This window comes from Citrobacter arsenatis (genome assembly GCF_004353845.1).
Taxonomy (GTDB): Bacteria; Pseudomonadota; Gammaproteobacteria; order Enterobacterales; family Enterobacteriaceae; genus Citrobacter; species Citrobacter arsenatis.
Genome location: NZ_CP037863.1, coordinates 17,164 through 32,824 on the forward strand (window position 1 = coordinate 17,164; position 15,661 = coordinate 32,824).

The 15,661-nt window shown below is 43.9% G+C and carries 15 protein-coding genes and 1 pseudogene; 6 read left to right on the forward strand and 10 right to left on the reverse strand.

Going from position 1 to position 15,661, the window contains the following annotated elements; genetic code table 11:
• Positions 1 to 558 precede the first annotated feature (558 nt).
• Entirely contained in the window at positions 559 to 768 is a 210-nt protein-coding gene (locus tag E1B03_RS26175; RefSeq protein WP_165955289.1) for a hypothetical protein, read from the reverse strand.
• 51 nt (positions 769 to 819) lie between these two features.
• Here E1B03_RS26175 and E1B03_RS00230 point away from each other — a divergent pair, with 51 nt between their 5' ends.
• Complete coding sequence (locus tag E1B03_RS00230; protein ID WP_165955290.1) at positions 820 to 1,656, forward strand: hypothetical protein; 837 nt, start codon at positions 820 to 822, stop codon at positions 1,654 to 1,656.
• Between the two features lie 174 nt (positions 1,657 to 1,830).
• Here E1B03_RS00230 and E1B03_RS00235 read toward each other — a convergent pair whose 3' ends face one another.
• Complete coding sequence (locus tag E1B03_RS00235; RefSeq protein WP_133085527.1) at positions 1,831 to 3,210, reverse strand: RES family NAD+ phosphorylase; 1,380 nt, start codon at positions 3,208 to 3,210, stop codon at positions 1,831 to 1,833.
• A gap of 402 nt (positions 3,211 to 3,612) precedes the next feature.
• Between E1B03_RS00235 and E1B03_RS26360 the strand changes: the two genes are divergently transcribed.
• A complete protein-coding gene (locus E1B03_RS26360; RefSeq protein WP_246044109.1) occupies positions 3,613 to 3,819 on the forward strand; it encodes a hypothetical protein in 207 nt (68 codons plus the stop codon).
• Here the strand turns inward: E1B03_RS26360 and E1B03_RS00245 are convergent.
• From E1B03_RS00245 to E1B03_RS00255, 4 genes and pseudogenes are all read right to left on the reverse strand, one after another.
• Positions 3,809 to 4,099, reverse strand: a complete 291-nt coding sequence (locus E1B03_RS00245; protein ID WP_133085529.1) for a korC — start codon at positions 4,097 to 4,099, stop codon at positions 3,809 to 3,811. The genes E1B03_RS26360 and E1B03_RS00245 overlap by 11 nt on opposite strands.
• On the reverse strand, positions 4,096 to 5,133 hold the full coding sequence (locus E1B03_RS00250) for a hypothetical protein (RefSeq protein WP_057064850.1): 1,038 nt from the start codon (positions 5,131 to 5,133) through the stop codon (positions 4,096 to 4,098). The genes E1B03_RS00245 and E1B03_RS00250 overlap by 4 nt, the downstream gene beginning before the upstream one ends.
• 92 nt (positions 5,134 to 5,225) lie before the next feature.
• Positions 5,226 to 5,470 (reverse strand): annotated as a pseudogene (locus tag E1B03_RS26365) (hypothetical protein); the annotation flags it as partial.
• 375 nt (positions 5,471 to 5,845) lie between these two features.
• The gene (locus E1B03_RS00255; RefSeq protein ID WP_133085530.1) at positions 5,846 to 7,282 is read right to left on the reverse strand and encodes a glutathione synthase; all 1,437 of its coding nucleotides are present in this window, start codon (positions 7,280 to 7,282) and stop codon (positions 5,846 to 5,848) included.
• Positions 7,283 to 7,388: 106 nt separating this feature from the next.
• Here E1B03_RS00255 and E1B03_RS00260 point away from each other — a divergent pair, with 106 nt between their 5' ends.
• The 3 genes from E1B03_RS00260 to E1B03_RS00270 all read left to right on the forward strand — a co-directional run bounded on the left by E1B03_RS00260 (position 7,389) and on the right by E1B03_RS00270 (position 8,578).
• A complete protein-coding gene (locus E1B03_RS00260) occupies positions 7,389 to 7,760 on the forward strand; it encodes an ArsR/SmtB family transcription factor (RefSeq protein ID WP_133085531.1) in 372 nt (123 codons plus the stop codon).
• 4 nt (positions 7,761 to 7,764) lie between these two features.
• Complete coding sequence (locus E1B03_RS00265) at positions 7,765 to 8,244, forward strand: arsenate reductase ArsC (protein ID WP_133085532.1); 480 nt, start codon at positions 7,765 to 7,767, stop codon at positions 8,242 to 8,244.
• Between the two features lie 109 nt (positions 8,245 to 8,353).
• Positions 8,354 to 8,578: a protein-tyrosine phosphatase family protein gene (locus E1B03_RS00270; RefSeq protein WP_133085533.1), complete on the forward strand. Its 225-nt coding sequence runs from the start codon at positions 8,354 to 8,356 to the stop codon at positions 8,576 to 8,578.
• A 231-nt stretch (positions 8,579 to 8,809) separates the two neighbouring features.
• Here the strand turns inward: E1B03_RS00270 and E1B03_RS26180 are convergent, their stop codons facing one another.
• Positions 8,810 to 8,983: a hypothetical protein gene (locus E1B03_RS26180; protein ID WP_156485358.1), complete on the reverse strand. Its 174-nt coding sequence runs from the start codon at positions 8,981 to 8,983 to the stop codon at positions 8,810 to 8,812.
• Positions 8,984 to 10,485: 1,502 nt separating this feature from the next.
• Between E1B03_RS26180 and E1B03_RS00280 the strand changes: the two genes are divergently transcribed.
• Positions 10,486 to 10,920 (forward strand): protein-tyrosine phosphatase family protein, encoded by a 435-nt coding sequence (locus tag E1B03_RS00280; RefSeq protein WP_047602460.1) that lies wholly within the window; start codon positions 10,486 to 10,488, stop codon positions 10,918 to 10,920.
• Positions 10,921 to 11,039: 119 nt separating this feature from the next.
• Here the strand turns inward: E1B03_RS00280 and E1B03_RS00285 are convergent, their stop codons facing one another.
• From E1B03_RS00285 to E1B03_RS00295, 3 genes are read right to left on the reverse strand one after another with little or no spacing between them, the layout of a single operon-like run.
• A complete protein-coding gene (locus tag E1B03_RS00285) occupies positions 11,040 to 11,621 on the reverse strand; it encodes a hypothetical protein (RefSeq protein ID WP_047602459.1) in 582 nt (193 codons plus the stop codon).
• A 9-nt stretch (positions 11,622 to 11,630) separates the two neighbouring features.
• Positions 11,631 to 14,657, reverse strand: coding sequence for a molybdopterin-dependent oxidoreductase (locus tag E1B03_RS00290; RefSeq protein WP_133085534.1), 3,027 nt, complete (start codon positions 14,655 to 14,657; stop codon positions 11,631 to 11,633).
• Entirely contained in the window at positions 14,654 to 15,661 is a 1,008-nt protein-coding gene (locus E1B03_RS00295) for a hypothetical protein (protein ID WP_133085535.1), read from the reverse strand. Before E1B03_RS00295 ends, E1B03_RS00290 begins: the two co-directional genes overlap by 4 nt.

Genomic DNA, 15,661 nt, shown 5'->3' on the forward strand with positions numbered 1-15,661 from the left:
GCTGACTCTGTCCGGACATTTCTGTGTTAATTGATGCCGGGATTATCACCATGAGTGACAGTACCGGGCGCATTCAGAATTTTCTCGACACCTCTTAGGAATTTTCTCACACCTGTAACACGGGTGATGATAACTATTGATGTAGTCCCTTACGAATATCATAACTCATGTGATAATAAGTAGTCGTATAACAACTGAGTTAAATTACCGGATGACTGTTTTCATGTGATCCGATTTTTGCTGTATTCAGGGATTTCCGGAAGTGTACCACGGTCAGGGAATAAGCGAAGCGGTCTTTTCCGCCCCTGAGAACCTGGTCAGATAAAGAGGGATTAACACAACATATAGAAGATAATTCAGCTGAATGAGTGGCATATGTTGTGTTTCCTGGCCGCAGTGCGCCGGCGTGTGGAAGAAAGATCCGGGACTCACAGAAATCGGATCTGCGGCAACAGGAAAAGACATAATTGATAAAATAGCAATAATTATTCTAATTAGTGCATATCAGGCATAAATGTAAGACAGACATCTTTACATTAATTATAAAGCACAAATGCTTTACATGGTGATATAAAGCAAATAAGATTTACCAAACCAAGTAAAGCTATTAAGCTTTACAATTCCAGCTAATTGAGGAGCTTCTGTATGGCTATGGTCAATGCCCGCATCGATGACGATCTGAAGGCCCGGGTCGATGCAGTCCTTCAGCGCAGGAACATAACGGTCACCCAGAATATGACAGATCTGTACCGTTATATTGAACAGCATGAGCAGTCACCCTTTTTGCCTGCCCCCCGGCCGCACACTGCCGGCGAGGTTGTGGCAAAGTGCTGTTCTGATTTGATGAATATCCGCGATGCACTGCTGCTTATCCGCGGCCATGCGGAGCGCCAGGCTGGCACAGGGGAGATGACTTCACTTTATCAGTTATTTACCCGTTCCCGCCTGGCGTTTGCCGATGGGCTGTGCTGGCTGCACAGTGCCCCGGCGTTACCCTTCACCGTTGACCGGCTGCTGCTGCCCCTGGCTCAAGCTCAGGCACAGATCGCAGAGTGTGATATTGCGCTGGGTGGCGGAAGCCGCGATGCACTGGTGCTTTCCGGTGAGAGGGAACAACACCTGTCCACCGCCATAACCAGCCTAGATGGCCTGGTCAGCAATTTGTGCCAGAAAGCAGGGTTACTTCGCCGGCTGGTACCGGTGGTGCAGGAAGAGCAGCGTGCAGACGGCGAACTCTGTTCTGTTATCACTGCTGACGCCACTTTTACGGGGCATGCTGATGTCATTGTCCTGCTCCGACCAGATCTGCTGCGTCTGCTGACGCCACGTCTGAAAGAGGCGATCCCCTGCCCGCAGCTGGCTGGTTGGGGACCGGGTGTGGATATCAACAGCGGCTATAACACCTTTATCCCGGCACCGGCAGACTCTGTCCCGGTGAGCCCGACATCCGCATTTGCCCGAGCTGCCTCTGGCGGGGCGATGGGGGTCTGCGGACTGCTTTTCATCCAGGGAGAAACCCGGATTCATTTCTGGCCGCAAAAAGAAGCCGGGACGGATGTCGTTACCCGTGAAAGGCTTGCTGAAGCCGTCTGCGAGAAGATGGACAGCCTTCTCCGTAAAATTCTTCAGGGCGCGGTAAGAGAAAAAGGGGAATGAAAGGGCACGGTCACGTAATGCCTTCAGCTCAGCATACGGACTTTGCGTCGCCCGGGGGATGAAAATCCGGTTCCGCTCAAAAAGGTGGTTTCAGAACTGATCAGCAGCATAGAGCTGTCTGTAACCCCGCCACTGCCGACCATCCTGCTATAAAGCTCCCTCCGGGAGCTTTTTTTAAAAGTCCGTAAGGTTATCAAAGGGTTCGTCAGGGGCAGGTTTTATTATAGTTTCCCCCTGCTGGATCGCAGTCTTACTGGTTCTGAATTTTACGCCGGTAATTTTATGGTATGTCATACCGTCGGTTTTCATCTTCAGTGTGTCTTTTTTTTCATTGGCGGACACAAATAACCCCAAATAGCGTGATTTTTTGGGTTCCTCAGCGATCAGCTGAATATTCGGGTTGAAAACATATATATCATCTTCGACGTTTTCAAACAGCTCAACCTGATAACGCCGGGAATTATCAGTGGCGTGCCTGACGCCGGAAGAATTATTAAACAGAACGACATTATACCCTGTTTTAGCACCCCTGCCGTCAGCGTAGTCCTGCGTGGATTTAAAGCTGACGCCATCAAGCTTAAATTTATTCCGGTCACTCAGATAATCGGCAACCACCTGAGTGATCAGGTAATCACTGTCCTGTCTTTTTCCAAACGCGGGGAGCGTCAGTTTGCGGGAAAGCGTCCTGAAGAACACTGCACGCTCGCTGGTTTTGCGGGTCAGGGGATCAAATTTACTACCGGAGCCGAAACTGAGCGAGTCAAGGGCAGAGATGTCCAGCACCTTGAGCTCTCGCAGCGGGACAAAGGGCACCGTCACCACAATGCTGCCGACGGGGGGTCTTACTTCAGCAATGGCCACATCCACTGAGGTGGCACCGTAAAACACGGAGATCCCCTGCGCATTCATGCGGCCTGATCGCGCCAGTAATGACGGGGGAGGCCCGAAGTTTTTCTCGGGCTGCGTCAGGGCCTGCTTCACTTCTTCCGGATCCTCAAAGACCCTGGCGCGATGAAGATGCACATCTTCAGACAGCATTTTTATCGGTGAATCGCGGTTCCTGGTTTTCAGCTTATCGATATCACTGAAAAGCGAATCCAGAAACGCGTTAACTTCACGGTTGAAATATCGAGTTTCCTTCAGAAGTGATTTGGTGACAGTCCCCCAGGTATAATCCAGCTCACCGGAAGAGTAGTTTCTTGAACGGTATACCAAATCATCATTATATTGCTCAGCATCATAATCATTATAAGGGTTGTATTCATAGCAAAGACCGGAATAAATATCCTCAGCCACTTCAAATTCAACCCCCAACTCTTCGCAGATGACATCCTGTGCAGGATTCCCGCGGCCTGAGTCATAGATATCCATATAAGCATCATAATAATATTCAAAGACATCATTCATCCGAGTGACAATATCTCCCAGATGAATATTTTTACGCTTCAGTTTGCAGTAAGAACACGTCTGTTCGTTATTACCGTTTTTCTTTATTTGCTGACTGACATATTTGTCCTCCACACACTTATGACAAATATATTTTTCATCCCACATGATTAAGCCGCCTGTGATGTGCTGATACAGGGTAACTTTCCTGCAATTCTCAGCCTGAATCAAGAGGGGCGGAGCATCAGCACAGGACTGAGGCAGAATAAACTGAGTGGTTTGTCAGCGCGGGTGGCAAACACGGATCAAATGATACCGCTATGGCAGTTGCTGTGTCCTGCCGTCAGGTTAATAGCTGTAAGCTTCGTCCTTTTTTCGCGGGCAGTGAATATCTTACTGAAAGCGTCTTAAAGCGACCGTGTCAGTCTCATAGAGATCCGGAAGTTACTTTTTTCGGATCTCCGTGGAGGAAAAGGAAACTTTTTTCATTTTTTTTCGCTAACCGGCCTTAAAGGCCGCATGTCGGACAGTAAATACATGCACATCAACCAAGACATGAAGGAGAATATTATGTCTACATTCATAACTGCAGTATTTGCTGTAATCTTTACTCTAATCGCCATCGGCCAGTTCATCTGGACAATCGTGGTCACTTACCGTGGTCTAACCTGGTTTTTGACCAATTTTGACGACCTTCCTCATATCTGGAAACGAAACTGGCGATTCTACCGTCGATTTGTTTTCCGCCGCATACGCCAACGCTTCTTTACCGTATGATACGCTTTTCAAGCAGCATACCCAGCCCGGCCAGCCAGCACAGACAGCACCAGGTGGTGAACACCATCTGTGTCTGGCCAGACTTCCACTTACGGATAGTGCGTTCGTCCACATCCAGCCGGTGGGCGAGTTGTCTGTCAGTCAGGGGAATAAGGCCCCTGACCAGCAGGATTTCGTGGACCGTGGGCATCTGCCAGTCTTCTCCGCTGACCAGCGTATAGCCATTAAATTTTTTCTGCTCAATCAGCTCGGTGATCTGTCGGGCTATTTCTGCTTTCATTGAGATGCGTGCTGGGACATGGAGGGAATCAGGAGCGACCGGACATCCACGGTGGCATCTTCCGTTTCGTTGTTCTCACTACCTTGCGTCAGCTCATTAAGATACGCGCGAATTTGCGCCGTCTGCTTCAGGTAATAGCACAGATTTAAGGCGATTCGTACTCTGTCGTCGGATAGCCCACGCCCTGAGAAGGCTGAACTCCGAAGATCTCCAGGCGTTTGAGATGTGTTTCTCTTATGGTAGATGCTCATCACTTCAGCATGCAGCGCGGAAAAACTGTTGGGTTCTCTCAGGCGCTGATCATTTCTGTAAATGACCCGGGCAGTATCCAGATCATTTTGCTGGAGCAATATCCAGCCATAAAGGGTCTCGCTTGAATGTAAATTGTCCGGTGCTATCCATCCACGCTTATCTGCATAGATGTACTCATGAAGCAACGATCTGAGTCGTTCCTCCAGGAAACTAAGTTTAGTGCGTAGTTGTTTCTGGACATTGTCAATCTTGTTATGAATCGCCAGATTCAGCGTGAGCATATAGAAAAACAGATTGATATGGGCCTCGGTGACGGCATTAAAGCGGCGTTCGGACTCCTTATCATGTCTATCCCCAACACTCATTTCAGCCGTTAAACGGGTTCCCTGATGTTCCAGCACCGCATAAAGATCGATACCACGTCGTTTCACCTCACCAAGTACAGCCACGGAAGGCATTTCGAAGCACGCATCATACTGGTCGATAAACTGCTGATAGGCTATGCCGGCATTTTCAAATCGCTCATCCCTGATGACGTCCAGTATCCGTGTAACCTGCTTGCGGACTTCCTGCTGAAAGGCTTCCACATCAACATCGTTATAGATAAGCGTGTTTGACTGCATCGCTATCAGGTAGGCGGGGAGCATTTCAGGCACACGCTCATTAGAAATGATTCGCCCGGTGACTGTGTCCCTGATTGCCTGCCGTGGCTGTTCCTTAACAGCCTCTCCGGCCGCGACCTTTTTCTCAACATCAGACCGCTTGTGCAGTTGCTGGATCATTTCTCTTTCCCTTTGTGTGGGCTGGCAATATCACGCCATTAGAACTCAAAAGCATGTCGACCGCAAAAGATCCACCTAAGCATTTTTTCAGATCAGCGCGGAATGTTCTGCTCACTACAGATTATATAAACCGTGATGAGTGACATTGTCACGTAATAGGGGCCGATGTATCTGCGCGGCATTATACCTGTCACTGGGAACAGCACGGCCGCCATATCCAGCGCAAACGCCTGTGTATAAACTACCATTTTATGTCTGGCCTGGGTCTGAATGACGTTCATGGGCTAACGATGATTTAGCTGTGGCGGAAGGTATGAGGTGCCATCGGAATTGAAAAGATGCAATAAAGGAGATATTTTGTTTGAAATGATATAGTTACATTGAGTTAAATAAAAACCACAAGTAAATGTAGGTTTTTAGTTTTGTATAGAAAAAGAATAATAGTTAATATAATCCTTTTATTCTAAAGAGGTTTCTGCGGGGGACATTCTCGCAACGGAATTTTAAAATTTCCTGACCAGCAAATATCTGAACTTAACTTTGACTGATTGTGTAATCGCTTAATGTTAATTCAGATGGGATTTCATAAAGAGCTCCTTCTGAATTAAACGGAGCTCTAAGATAACAATCCAAGAATCAGACTCACAGACAACAGTGGCTTTACGCTTATAACGTTACCTTATAGCACTCTGAAGTGAAGTGGCTTACTGAATTAATCACTGAATACCAGCGAGTCTAAAACACCTTGTCCACTATGAACTCCTCCCTCAGTTGACTCTGCTGATTTGCTACGGATCAAATACCCAGCAAAACAGGGCTCAGCACTAGCTGCATAGTTATCTATCTGAACGGAGAAAATTCCTAATTCGCTGACCAGATCAGTAATCTGATATAACTCCCCTTTACGGACAACCAGAGAGGGTACCGATCGCGGGGCAGGATGTAATCGACGCATGAACGACCACGATTGATATTGCAGCGGGTCAAGCTTTGCCAGTTTTAACTGGATATCAGCACCAAACAGACAATGCCCACCCCCTTCACCTTGATTTTTGAGAACCCATGAATCAGAAGGAGACTCTTTTACGATGTTGATAGTATGAGGGTTAACAGGAAGCATTTCGCCCAACACCATTTTTATGGTGTTAACCTCTTCCGGTTTCAATCCGAAAGCAACCAGCTCATCGAGCCTCAAGTGAGAGAGCAACATTTGAACCCGCTTACTTGTCGCAAGCTGCTGAGCGACTGTTGCATTAACCGCAACTCGGTGCTGCTCGATCAGTACTCGTGTAGCCATTAACGCCTGACAACACTCCTTCTCATTGAGGCTGGCGGCTTCATAATCTGAGTATTGATATCCGGCACGTAAGTAGACAGTATCAAGTGGTCCTACACCGTTGAGAATTAGCCTGTTTTTGTCACCGGTTCTCAATTGATTATGAAGTTCCTGAAAAGTTCTGCGATGCGTTTCGATCCCTTTTTGCTGAAGGGCTAGCTCAAGCAAGTGCTGATCAAACACGTTGTTTTCATGTTCTTGCACTATCATCAAGAATCTGGCCGGGCCTGGATCTTCGAACTCTTGTTTAATTCTGAATGTAGCCCGGGCAAGAGCTGCTGATATCCCTTCGATGGCATGGTTTTCGACAAGTATTCCCTTTGCCTGGTGGGACCATTCAGAATAAGTAGTTGACCATTGCCTTTGTATATATTGATGTAGCTCGTGTGTCCGCTGACCAAATGGCCCCATACCGGCGGCTATGCCATTGAACTCTATTAGCTTAAAGCCATCGTGAACATCATCCATAAAGTCGCTACGCATAATGAGCAATGGTAGCCGGGGAGCTGTGCTTGAGGATGAATGGATTTGTTGATGCATATTCAGTAAAGCTGAAAAGAAGGGATTCCCAGCTTTGATGGGATAAATGGCATCGTATAAAAAATCATGATTCTCAGAAACTGAATAGATTAATTTGCTGAGTATTTTTGCTAAGTTTTGTAAAAGCTTATAGGTTTCCCGCCTGATAGGCGTTGGCGTCAAGGTAAACGGGGTATGCACTGCAGAATACGACGATTCCTTAAAGGCGACACCATGTGTTAAGGCCCATTCGACCGCATCATCCTTGATTTTCTGAAGGTCAAGAGTATTCATTTTACGTCCCCTGATTATTACCTGACGTATCATTAAACATTGTTACCAGGATTCCTAGACTATAAAATTTGGTTGATTACTTCAATAGTTCTTGTAGCATTGAATTATGAAAAAAGATACTGCAACTCAAGTTTTTGAATCCCTGGCTTCTGACATCCGACTGGATATCTATCGCTTGCTGGTGAAAGCCGGGCCACAGGGCATGGTCGCCGGGCAAATAGCGTCAAGCCTTGCCATTGCTCCAAATAATTTATCGTTTCATCTCAAAGCGATGACACGTGTCGGATTGCTTTCAGTTGAACAAGAAGGTCGTTTTCAGCGCTATAGGGCGAATATCACTTTGATGCTGGAACTGATTTCCTTCCTGACAGAAGAATGTTGCTCCGGTCATCCGGAAAAATGCATATCTCTGTACACGGAGCTCAATTGCACATCTTCAGATGTTCTTTGCTCTCACCCAGAAAAAAATAAGGGCTAATTTTATGAACGTATTATTTCTTTGTACCGGTAACTCTTGTCGCTCCATTCTGGCTGAAGCAACGTTCAACCATCTTGCACCGGAGGGCTGGCATAGCATGAGTGCAGGAAGTCATCCAACTGGGCATGTACATCCTCGCTCACTTGCTTTGCTGCAACATGAAGGCATCTCCACCATAGGTTGCTACAGTAAATCGTGGGAAAGTTTGCCACTGGTACCAGATATCGTAATCAGTGTCTGTGGCTATGCAGCAAATGAAACTTGTCCTACCTATTTGGGACTTGTACTACGAAGCCATTGGGGGGTTGATGACCCGGCTCGTGTTACAGGTACAGATGAGGAGATTAATGCGGCTTTTATAAAGGCATATACCATCCTTCGAGCACGCATCGAGGCGTTTTTTACTCTTCCGTTGGCTGATTTGCAAAAAGATAAAACCATGTTTAAAGCTGAACTGGATCGTATCGGCAATTTGATAGGTTAAGAATTTTTCCGTTTTTATGGTCTTTTAGGTGTAGAAACAAATAAATGAGCAAGCTATAACACGTCCTAATGCCTGGGCATACTGTAGTGGTGTAAATGATATCCAGCAGATGGTAGATGAAGACGGGAGCAAAGTGGTGGTTGATTTACGTGCCGAATCGACGGGTTACACTGCGCATCAACCTGAGATGCAGCGGGTGAATATACCATTAAGAGATCATACTGAAGAGCCAGAGGAGCAACTGTTTCGTAAAGCGATTTTTGCTGTGGTGGATACCAATCAAAAAGGGAAAAAGATTGTATTTCATTGTGCCGCAAGTAAGGGGAAAAAATAATGTTTTATTTATATTCAATGTGATGGATCCATCCCCCATCCAGTCTAACCAGACACCGCCTGGAGCGTTTCTGCTGAAGCCTCTCTCTCACGCGACTTGGCAGCAGCTAGGAGACTGTAATTTAAATTGTGTATCTTCCTGTTACATTTAAATCATTCCCTTGATGTTTTAAACATAACAGGAATATTTACGTTCCACTGCCAATCAAACCAATTAGAGATTTACTTTCTGCTACTCATCTTTTTCGGCAGTACTGCGCATGGCATCTTGCATCCAAGATGCCTTCAACATGTTTGTTTGTACAATGCCATCAATTTCCGAGAATACAGGTTCAGATAATGACTTAAACAGGCACTCAGGCATACTTTCAAAAAGCCAGCCAACTATCTTGTTGATATGCATCATCGCCCCCTTAGTCGCTTACCAAAATTATAGTTGAATATATTCGATTTTACAGATATGTTGTTAACTATTTCTGGGCAGCGATTACTGTAATCAGATGTCCACATACGGAGTAAGAATGTGCAGTTCTCCACCTTTCCGCTTTCCAAAAAGCTGAGGGCAGAGGCATGAATCCGATACAGTTGCTGACATCTTCGGAATGCTAAAGTGGCGAGTTACCTTACTATTAATAGATAAATTGGGATGCTGGCGTTTCACTGTTAGGTTATACAGTATTTACGCTCATATGTCGGTCTGAGTGATATCTGGTGGCAGTATGGATTGTCTTTAACTCGTTAAAAAAGGCATGTTATACATATGATTATTCAGATTTGTTTGGTAATGAGAGGAACATCTTTTTCTTTGTACCGAGAATTCCTATCGTTCCATTCTAGTCTGGCTGAAGCGACATTTAACGCGCTATGGCCAGCATAAGTGCAGGCCCCCAACCGAAAGAATAGGGGGGCTTTGTCCTGCGACAGCAGAGCAATAACATTTAGCGATGTATTAGCAGCAAAATGACCACTGGTTCTTGAACTGCTAACCTATGACCGTCTGAAAATGAAGGGTAAAGCGTTGCAATGACGAACACAATGTACAGTGTTCTTTTCTTGTGTTCTGGTAACTCGGCACAAATCATCTTTGCGGAGGTATTAATGAACCTGCATAGTGACGGCATTTTTCAAGCATTCAGTGCCGGTTCTAATCCGGCCAGTTCGCCTCACCCCATGACACTCAGCATACTAAAAGGTCAGGGGGCAATACTGATACTTTACAGAGTGTAACATATGCAGGATTTTCAGCATTCGAGTGGTCCGCGTATTGATTTTATCTTTACATATTGTAGAAAAATGTCAGGCGAGGATTGTCTCGTGTTTCCTGGTGGAGCAATAAATCAAGGGCTCCAACTTTAGTTGAAGGTGATGATAAAGATAATTAATACGCCTTTGTTGGTATCGAATAGAAGATAATTACTCGCATCCGAGTTTTTAATCCTTTCACTTTATAAAATTGATAGTCTTTCATTACAAAATCAAATTCAACTAATGTGGGACACTGAATCTGAGGGCAGTTATGTATCCAATAGTAAAAATACTAGGAGTGTGTTTTGAAAATTAATGCAATTGCTCTGATTATATCTACCGTAGTTGGTATTTTATCAACTAGGATATTGTTCACATTCCATGATAATATGTTAGGAAAAACTGCATTATTTGATACCGACATGTATGTAATATTGTTAATAGGTGCGCTTATTCAATATTTAGTATACTACTACCTTAAAAAGGTGATCAAATAACACTCTGTGTAACTATATGTTTTTGAGATGTTAAAATTCTATTCTTTGTCTTTTTTCCTTAACTGAAAGGTAAAAGGATTAAATCATATTTAAAGTCAAACAGGTTTGTTTGGAATGTTTAGCAGGTAAAGAATTCACCAATATTTTTCAGGAGCTAAAAAAGTAAATGAGTAAGCAATATCACGCCCTAATACCTGGGCATATCTACTGCGGTGGTGTAAATGATATCCAGCAAATGGTAGATGAAGATGGGATCGAAGTGGTGGTTGATTTACGTGCTGAATCGACGGGTTGTGCTGCACATCAACCAGAGGTGCAATGGGTGCATATATCATTAAGTGATCATGCTGAAGAGCCTGAGGAGCAACTGTTTCATAAAGCGATTTTTGCTGTAGTAGATGCCTATCAAAAGGGGAAAAAGGTTGCATTTCATTGTGGTGCAGGCAGGGGGCGAACAGGAACTGTAGCAGCAGGAGTTTTACTGGAATTGAAGATCTGCAAATCTTTACCAGAGGCCGTAGAACTGGCCAAATCAAAACGTCCAGTATTGAATATTAAACCAATTCAATATGAGGCATTAACTCTCCTCTATCCTGCCTGACTAAATTATGAATCGCTACCGAATACTAGGTAATGTGCCAGCCAGGTAAGCACTGAGAGCCAGATTAATATTTTAGTCTGGCTCTATTTCTGAAAATATCTATGTAGTTACATTTTGATTCAAGAATCAATCGATAGTAAATAATCAAGTCCTGATAAACACTCCTCCAGACATTCAGCTACAACTTTAATATAAGGATCAGTTTGGCTGCCTAATAAATGAGTATACCCTTTCAGACCAGGTAAGTGAGCACATATAAATCCCTTTAAAATGCTCCAGGTATCGGGGGTGTTTAAATTTTCATTTGTCAGCACACAACTTATAAAAAGCAATTCCACACCAAAATGGTCACCAGGAACATGTTTATGTACCATCGGCAATTTGATGTTAAGCATAGAGGGAGCAAAATTGAATTTTTGATAGAAGTCTTCTTCTTCTGCTCCCCCATCAAAGCTTGCTGCAGGAAATTGCCAGATGTCTCCATGACGTAAGCCATTACTGAATACATGATTATAGGGCGGACAAAACAAACCAGATTGTGGGAAGCAGAAATAGTCATAAAACGCCTGCTGACATTCTTTAATCGCAAGGTTTTGCCCTGTACATTGCTTTATCCAGTCAATAAGCTCTTGTTCAGGGCTTTTGAGTAGTAAGGATCCAGCAATATCACAGGTTCTTCTCAACTCTTCCACTTCACACATACTTGCCCCCTACGCTTTGATAATTTTAGCTCGTGTATTAAAGAAACTGCTACTGCCACCAATTGGATCCATAAGCGGCATCCCCCATACATCTGGATCCAGTCGCATAATTGGATTTAAATTTATCCCCGCAGCCCGGATTTTACTGCCTTTAATTCGCTTCCCACCAATATCAATATCAGTTGCTCCGTAGCCCCAATGGCCATAGCCAACGATAAAGCTGATCACTCCGGGTGCAACACCATCTCTGAGCTTTACTTCACAACGCCTGCGCCCTTCAACAGTTTCGACCCATACACTATCACCGGTTTTCAAACCAAGAGCTTTCCCATCCTCGGTATTAATTTCAGCCCAGTTTGTCGGCTGTATCTCTCGGATAAAACTGTTGGAAGACAATCGGGACTGGGTCTGAAGTGCACTTTTTCGGGTCAATATTGTAAAATCCATACCTTTGCCCTGATCGAGCTCATCCACTTTTTTCCCCATCATAGTGAGGGATGGTTGCCAAAGTGCAGTTCCTGAAAAACGTTCACCGGTAAAACTATTTAGACCCTGAGCAATTTTTTCATTGTACATTCTGATACGGTTATTGAATTGATTTTTCAATTGCGTACCATTCCGTCTGGTAGTCACTGGCTCAAAACGACCACCGCGTGACATTAAAAATAGTACTTTTCTCCATTCATCAGACTTAAGGCTACTGGAATATTTCTTCTGGTAATCTTCAAGACCGGCAATTTTTATATCATCCTCAGTAGCATCTGATACTGGTGTTCCACTATAAGCAACGTTTGCAGTACCTTTCAGATAGTAATCCTCCATTTTTTCGAGAGGCCATAGAGTTCCATTACTGTCAGGAATAGCATTTTTCCCAAACCCAGCCATGTTTAATTTCGAAGCTATATCAATAAAGAAAGTCTCAAGACAAAAATGTTGTCCCGCCTGATTCTTTCCAGTCAACGGCTCGATAACGGGATAACGTACAGCAGTCCCCTTGACCATTGTTGCTTCCAGCATCGGATGCTGGACATAACGCTCCAGATATGTAATGTCAGGGATAATATAATCTGCATACATGCTGGTATCACTAACGACAATATCACTGGCAATAATTAATGGTATTTTTGTTGGGTCACAAATCCCTCGAATAATATCTTCTTTACCCATGCCTGGAGCGCTGTATAAAGGTGTACACATATGCCACAAGAGAATGTCGGCTGTATACGGATAACCTTCCAGTGCTGAAGGCAAGATATCACTGAAAATATCTTTAGTGAAAGGGAACCACGGCCTTTTAGCTGGGTAGGGGGGTTCGCCACGAGCAACCTTTGTCTTAAATTCAGTAGAGTCTTCATAACGAAAACCATCTTCACGTGTAATTTTTATACCAAATTGAGCTGGCACCAAAGAAGGAATAGCAGTCAGGTCATATACTCCTTTGTCATAAGGGAATCCACCTCCCCCGAGGGAACCACCACCACTCCAGTTCAAATTACCGATTAAGACGTTCAACTGATTTATTGCAAAACCTGTATAGTAACCGTTCGGGTGCTGTGCAATTCCACGATAAAACTCTGTGGATGCTTTCCGACCATGTTTAGTGAACTCATCAGCTAAATTGACAATATCGTCAACGCGAACACCACTGATATCGGCATAATACTCTAGAGAATAATCACTCGCTGATGTCTTTAATAAATGAAATGCTGTAGCAACTCCTATACCATTAACATTTCCGCTATAGTCCAGCATTGCTTTAACACATTTTTCCGCTAATTCCGGAATGCCAGAGAGATTAATTACGACACTGTCTTTACTGTCCCTCAAGGCAGCTTCACTAGATGTAATAAATTTCCCAAAATTAGGGTGTGTTTCATCGGTAATAATCAGGTAACTGGCATCCGTGAAACAAGTTTCACCTGCATTTTTGGCAGAAGATTGATTTGGATAACTTAAAAAATCCGTATTATGGCGATTATGTTCTATGATCCAGCTTATCATTCCCATTGCGATAGCACCATCTGTGCCTGGTCGCGGAGCAAGCCAGAACATATTTGGGTCATCCGTTATAGTTCGGGGTAATACTGGATCAATAACAGCAATTTTGCAGCCCTTTGAACGCGCCTCTGCTGAGTATTTCCCTAATGTCTGCATAGGGAAATTAGCTTCTCCAGGCGCGGTTCCCCAATACAAAACAAACTCTGACTCACAAAGATCTGCTTTAAAATTATTATGCCCAGTATATACAGCACTCGTAGCAATGTGATGGCTTAATTCGCATATATTGGTGTGTTCGTAATTATTAACAGTGCCAAAGGATTTCGCGAAGCGCGTCTGAAAATCTTTACGCGTTTTAACAATACGTCCGCTTTGTATAACAAGCTTATTAGATACTCGCCCTAAGTCATGATTGTTATCATCAATCCATTCATCACGTTTTTCGTATAATGCCCGGAATCCTTTTATCTCAAGGTTTTGACTAGCCTCATCACCTGTATCAGCGAAAATCTTTCCACCATTGACCACTTCATCGATCAGTTTTTCCCACTCAATAGGTACCCATTTATTACTTCCTCTCGGGCCAGAGCGTTTCAGGGGAACTGTCAGTCGATATGGGTCGTAAGCTGTTTGTAGACCCGCGTTCCCTCGGGCACACAGTGTACCAGGGGTATTGGCTGTGTCCACCACCGGGATATTCATATCCTTATAGTCAATCAATGTGTTCGGATGATATGGATTACCCTGTAAGCGTTCCAGTTTTCCGGTTTTACGATTCACTTTGGCTCTCAGTCCACACTCTCCATGACACTGAAGACATACAGAATGACGTACCATATAATTGGGATTTATAACATGCTGGCCAGTTTCTTTATCAAGCAACCATTCGGGTTCAGTTGACTGACCATAAAAGGTTGATTTTGCTTGCTCTCCTGCATCTGAGAATGTACCTGCACGGTAAAATACTTTGCCATAAATACTGGCACCAACACCTACACCTAGCGCGGCACAACCTGTAAGAAAATGACGTCTGTTCATTTAATTTCTCCTCCTGTCTGTGCCGGATATTTGTGTTGGAAATTCTCATAAAGCAATATGACTAAAGCAAGAATACCTGCCATAAAAAATATACTACCAACAGAATATAAATATTCTTTTGGTTCGGGGTGATAAGTAAAGACTCCGGCACTGCTACGACTTGTTCCCTGCCCCCCAACCAACAAAAGAAAACGAATACCCCAGGCAGAGATAGCAGATAGAATAATGATAATTGTGTAGTGGAGTTTATTTTTAGATTTAATTACAGAAATCATAACGCAAGCTAAAACTAACGCTCCCACAGTAATTATCTGCGTTGCTAAATAGTTAGAATCAAGTAAACCAAAGGAGGCGCTAATAGTTTCTCCCGCAAAGACATGCCCCCACCAGGTGAATAGCAATAAGATAAACATAGTAATAAGCATCACACCAAGCCCGCAATAAGATGAAATTACTGCCGGTTGTTCATTACTATGTTTAGAAACTAAACTGTAGGCTATAAATCCAGTATAAAGTCCACTAAGTAACATTAAGACGGCAGACAGTGGTGTATTCCAGAGTACAATACCATGCTCATTAGTCATGAATATTCCAGAGTACATCCCTAAAAATATCCCAGTTCCTATAAGAAGGATTTTCGTTAATTTATCAACAAAAACAGACAGCTTTAATGGCGTGAGTTGCAGGATTAGTAGTAGGCAAAACAGGGGTAAAATCAGTACGCCATATTTTATTATTGAACCGTACCAGTGTTCCCAACCATATATAAACCCATAAATTAACCGGCCGGGTTGTTGTACCTCTGCTAATACATTTAATATACCTCCAAACGCTAATGCAAAAGCCAATGCTACAGGTAAAAGGTTAGTCTTTGACTGACTCCCCCAGTTAAGGAAGGACCAGATAACAGCGAGACCTCCTGATGCACCTAACAATAACGAGTAATTAATAAAAAGCAAGCCAAATGGAGATTGATGTGCAATATTTAAAATGGTCGTCATCAT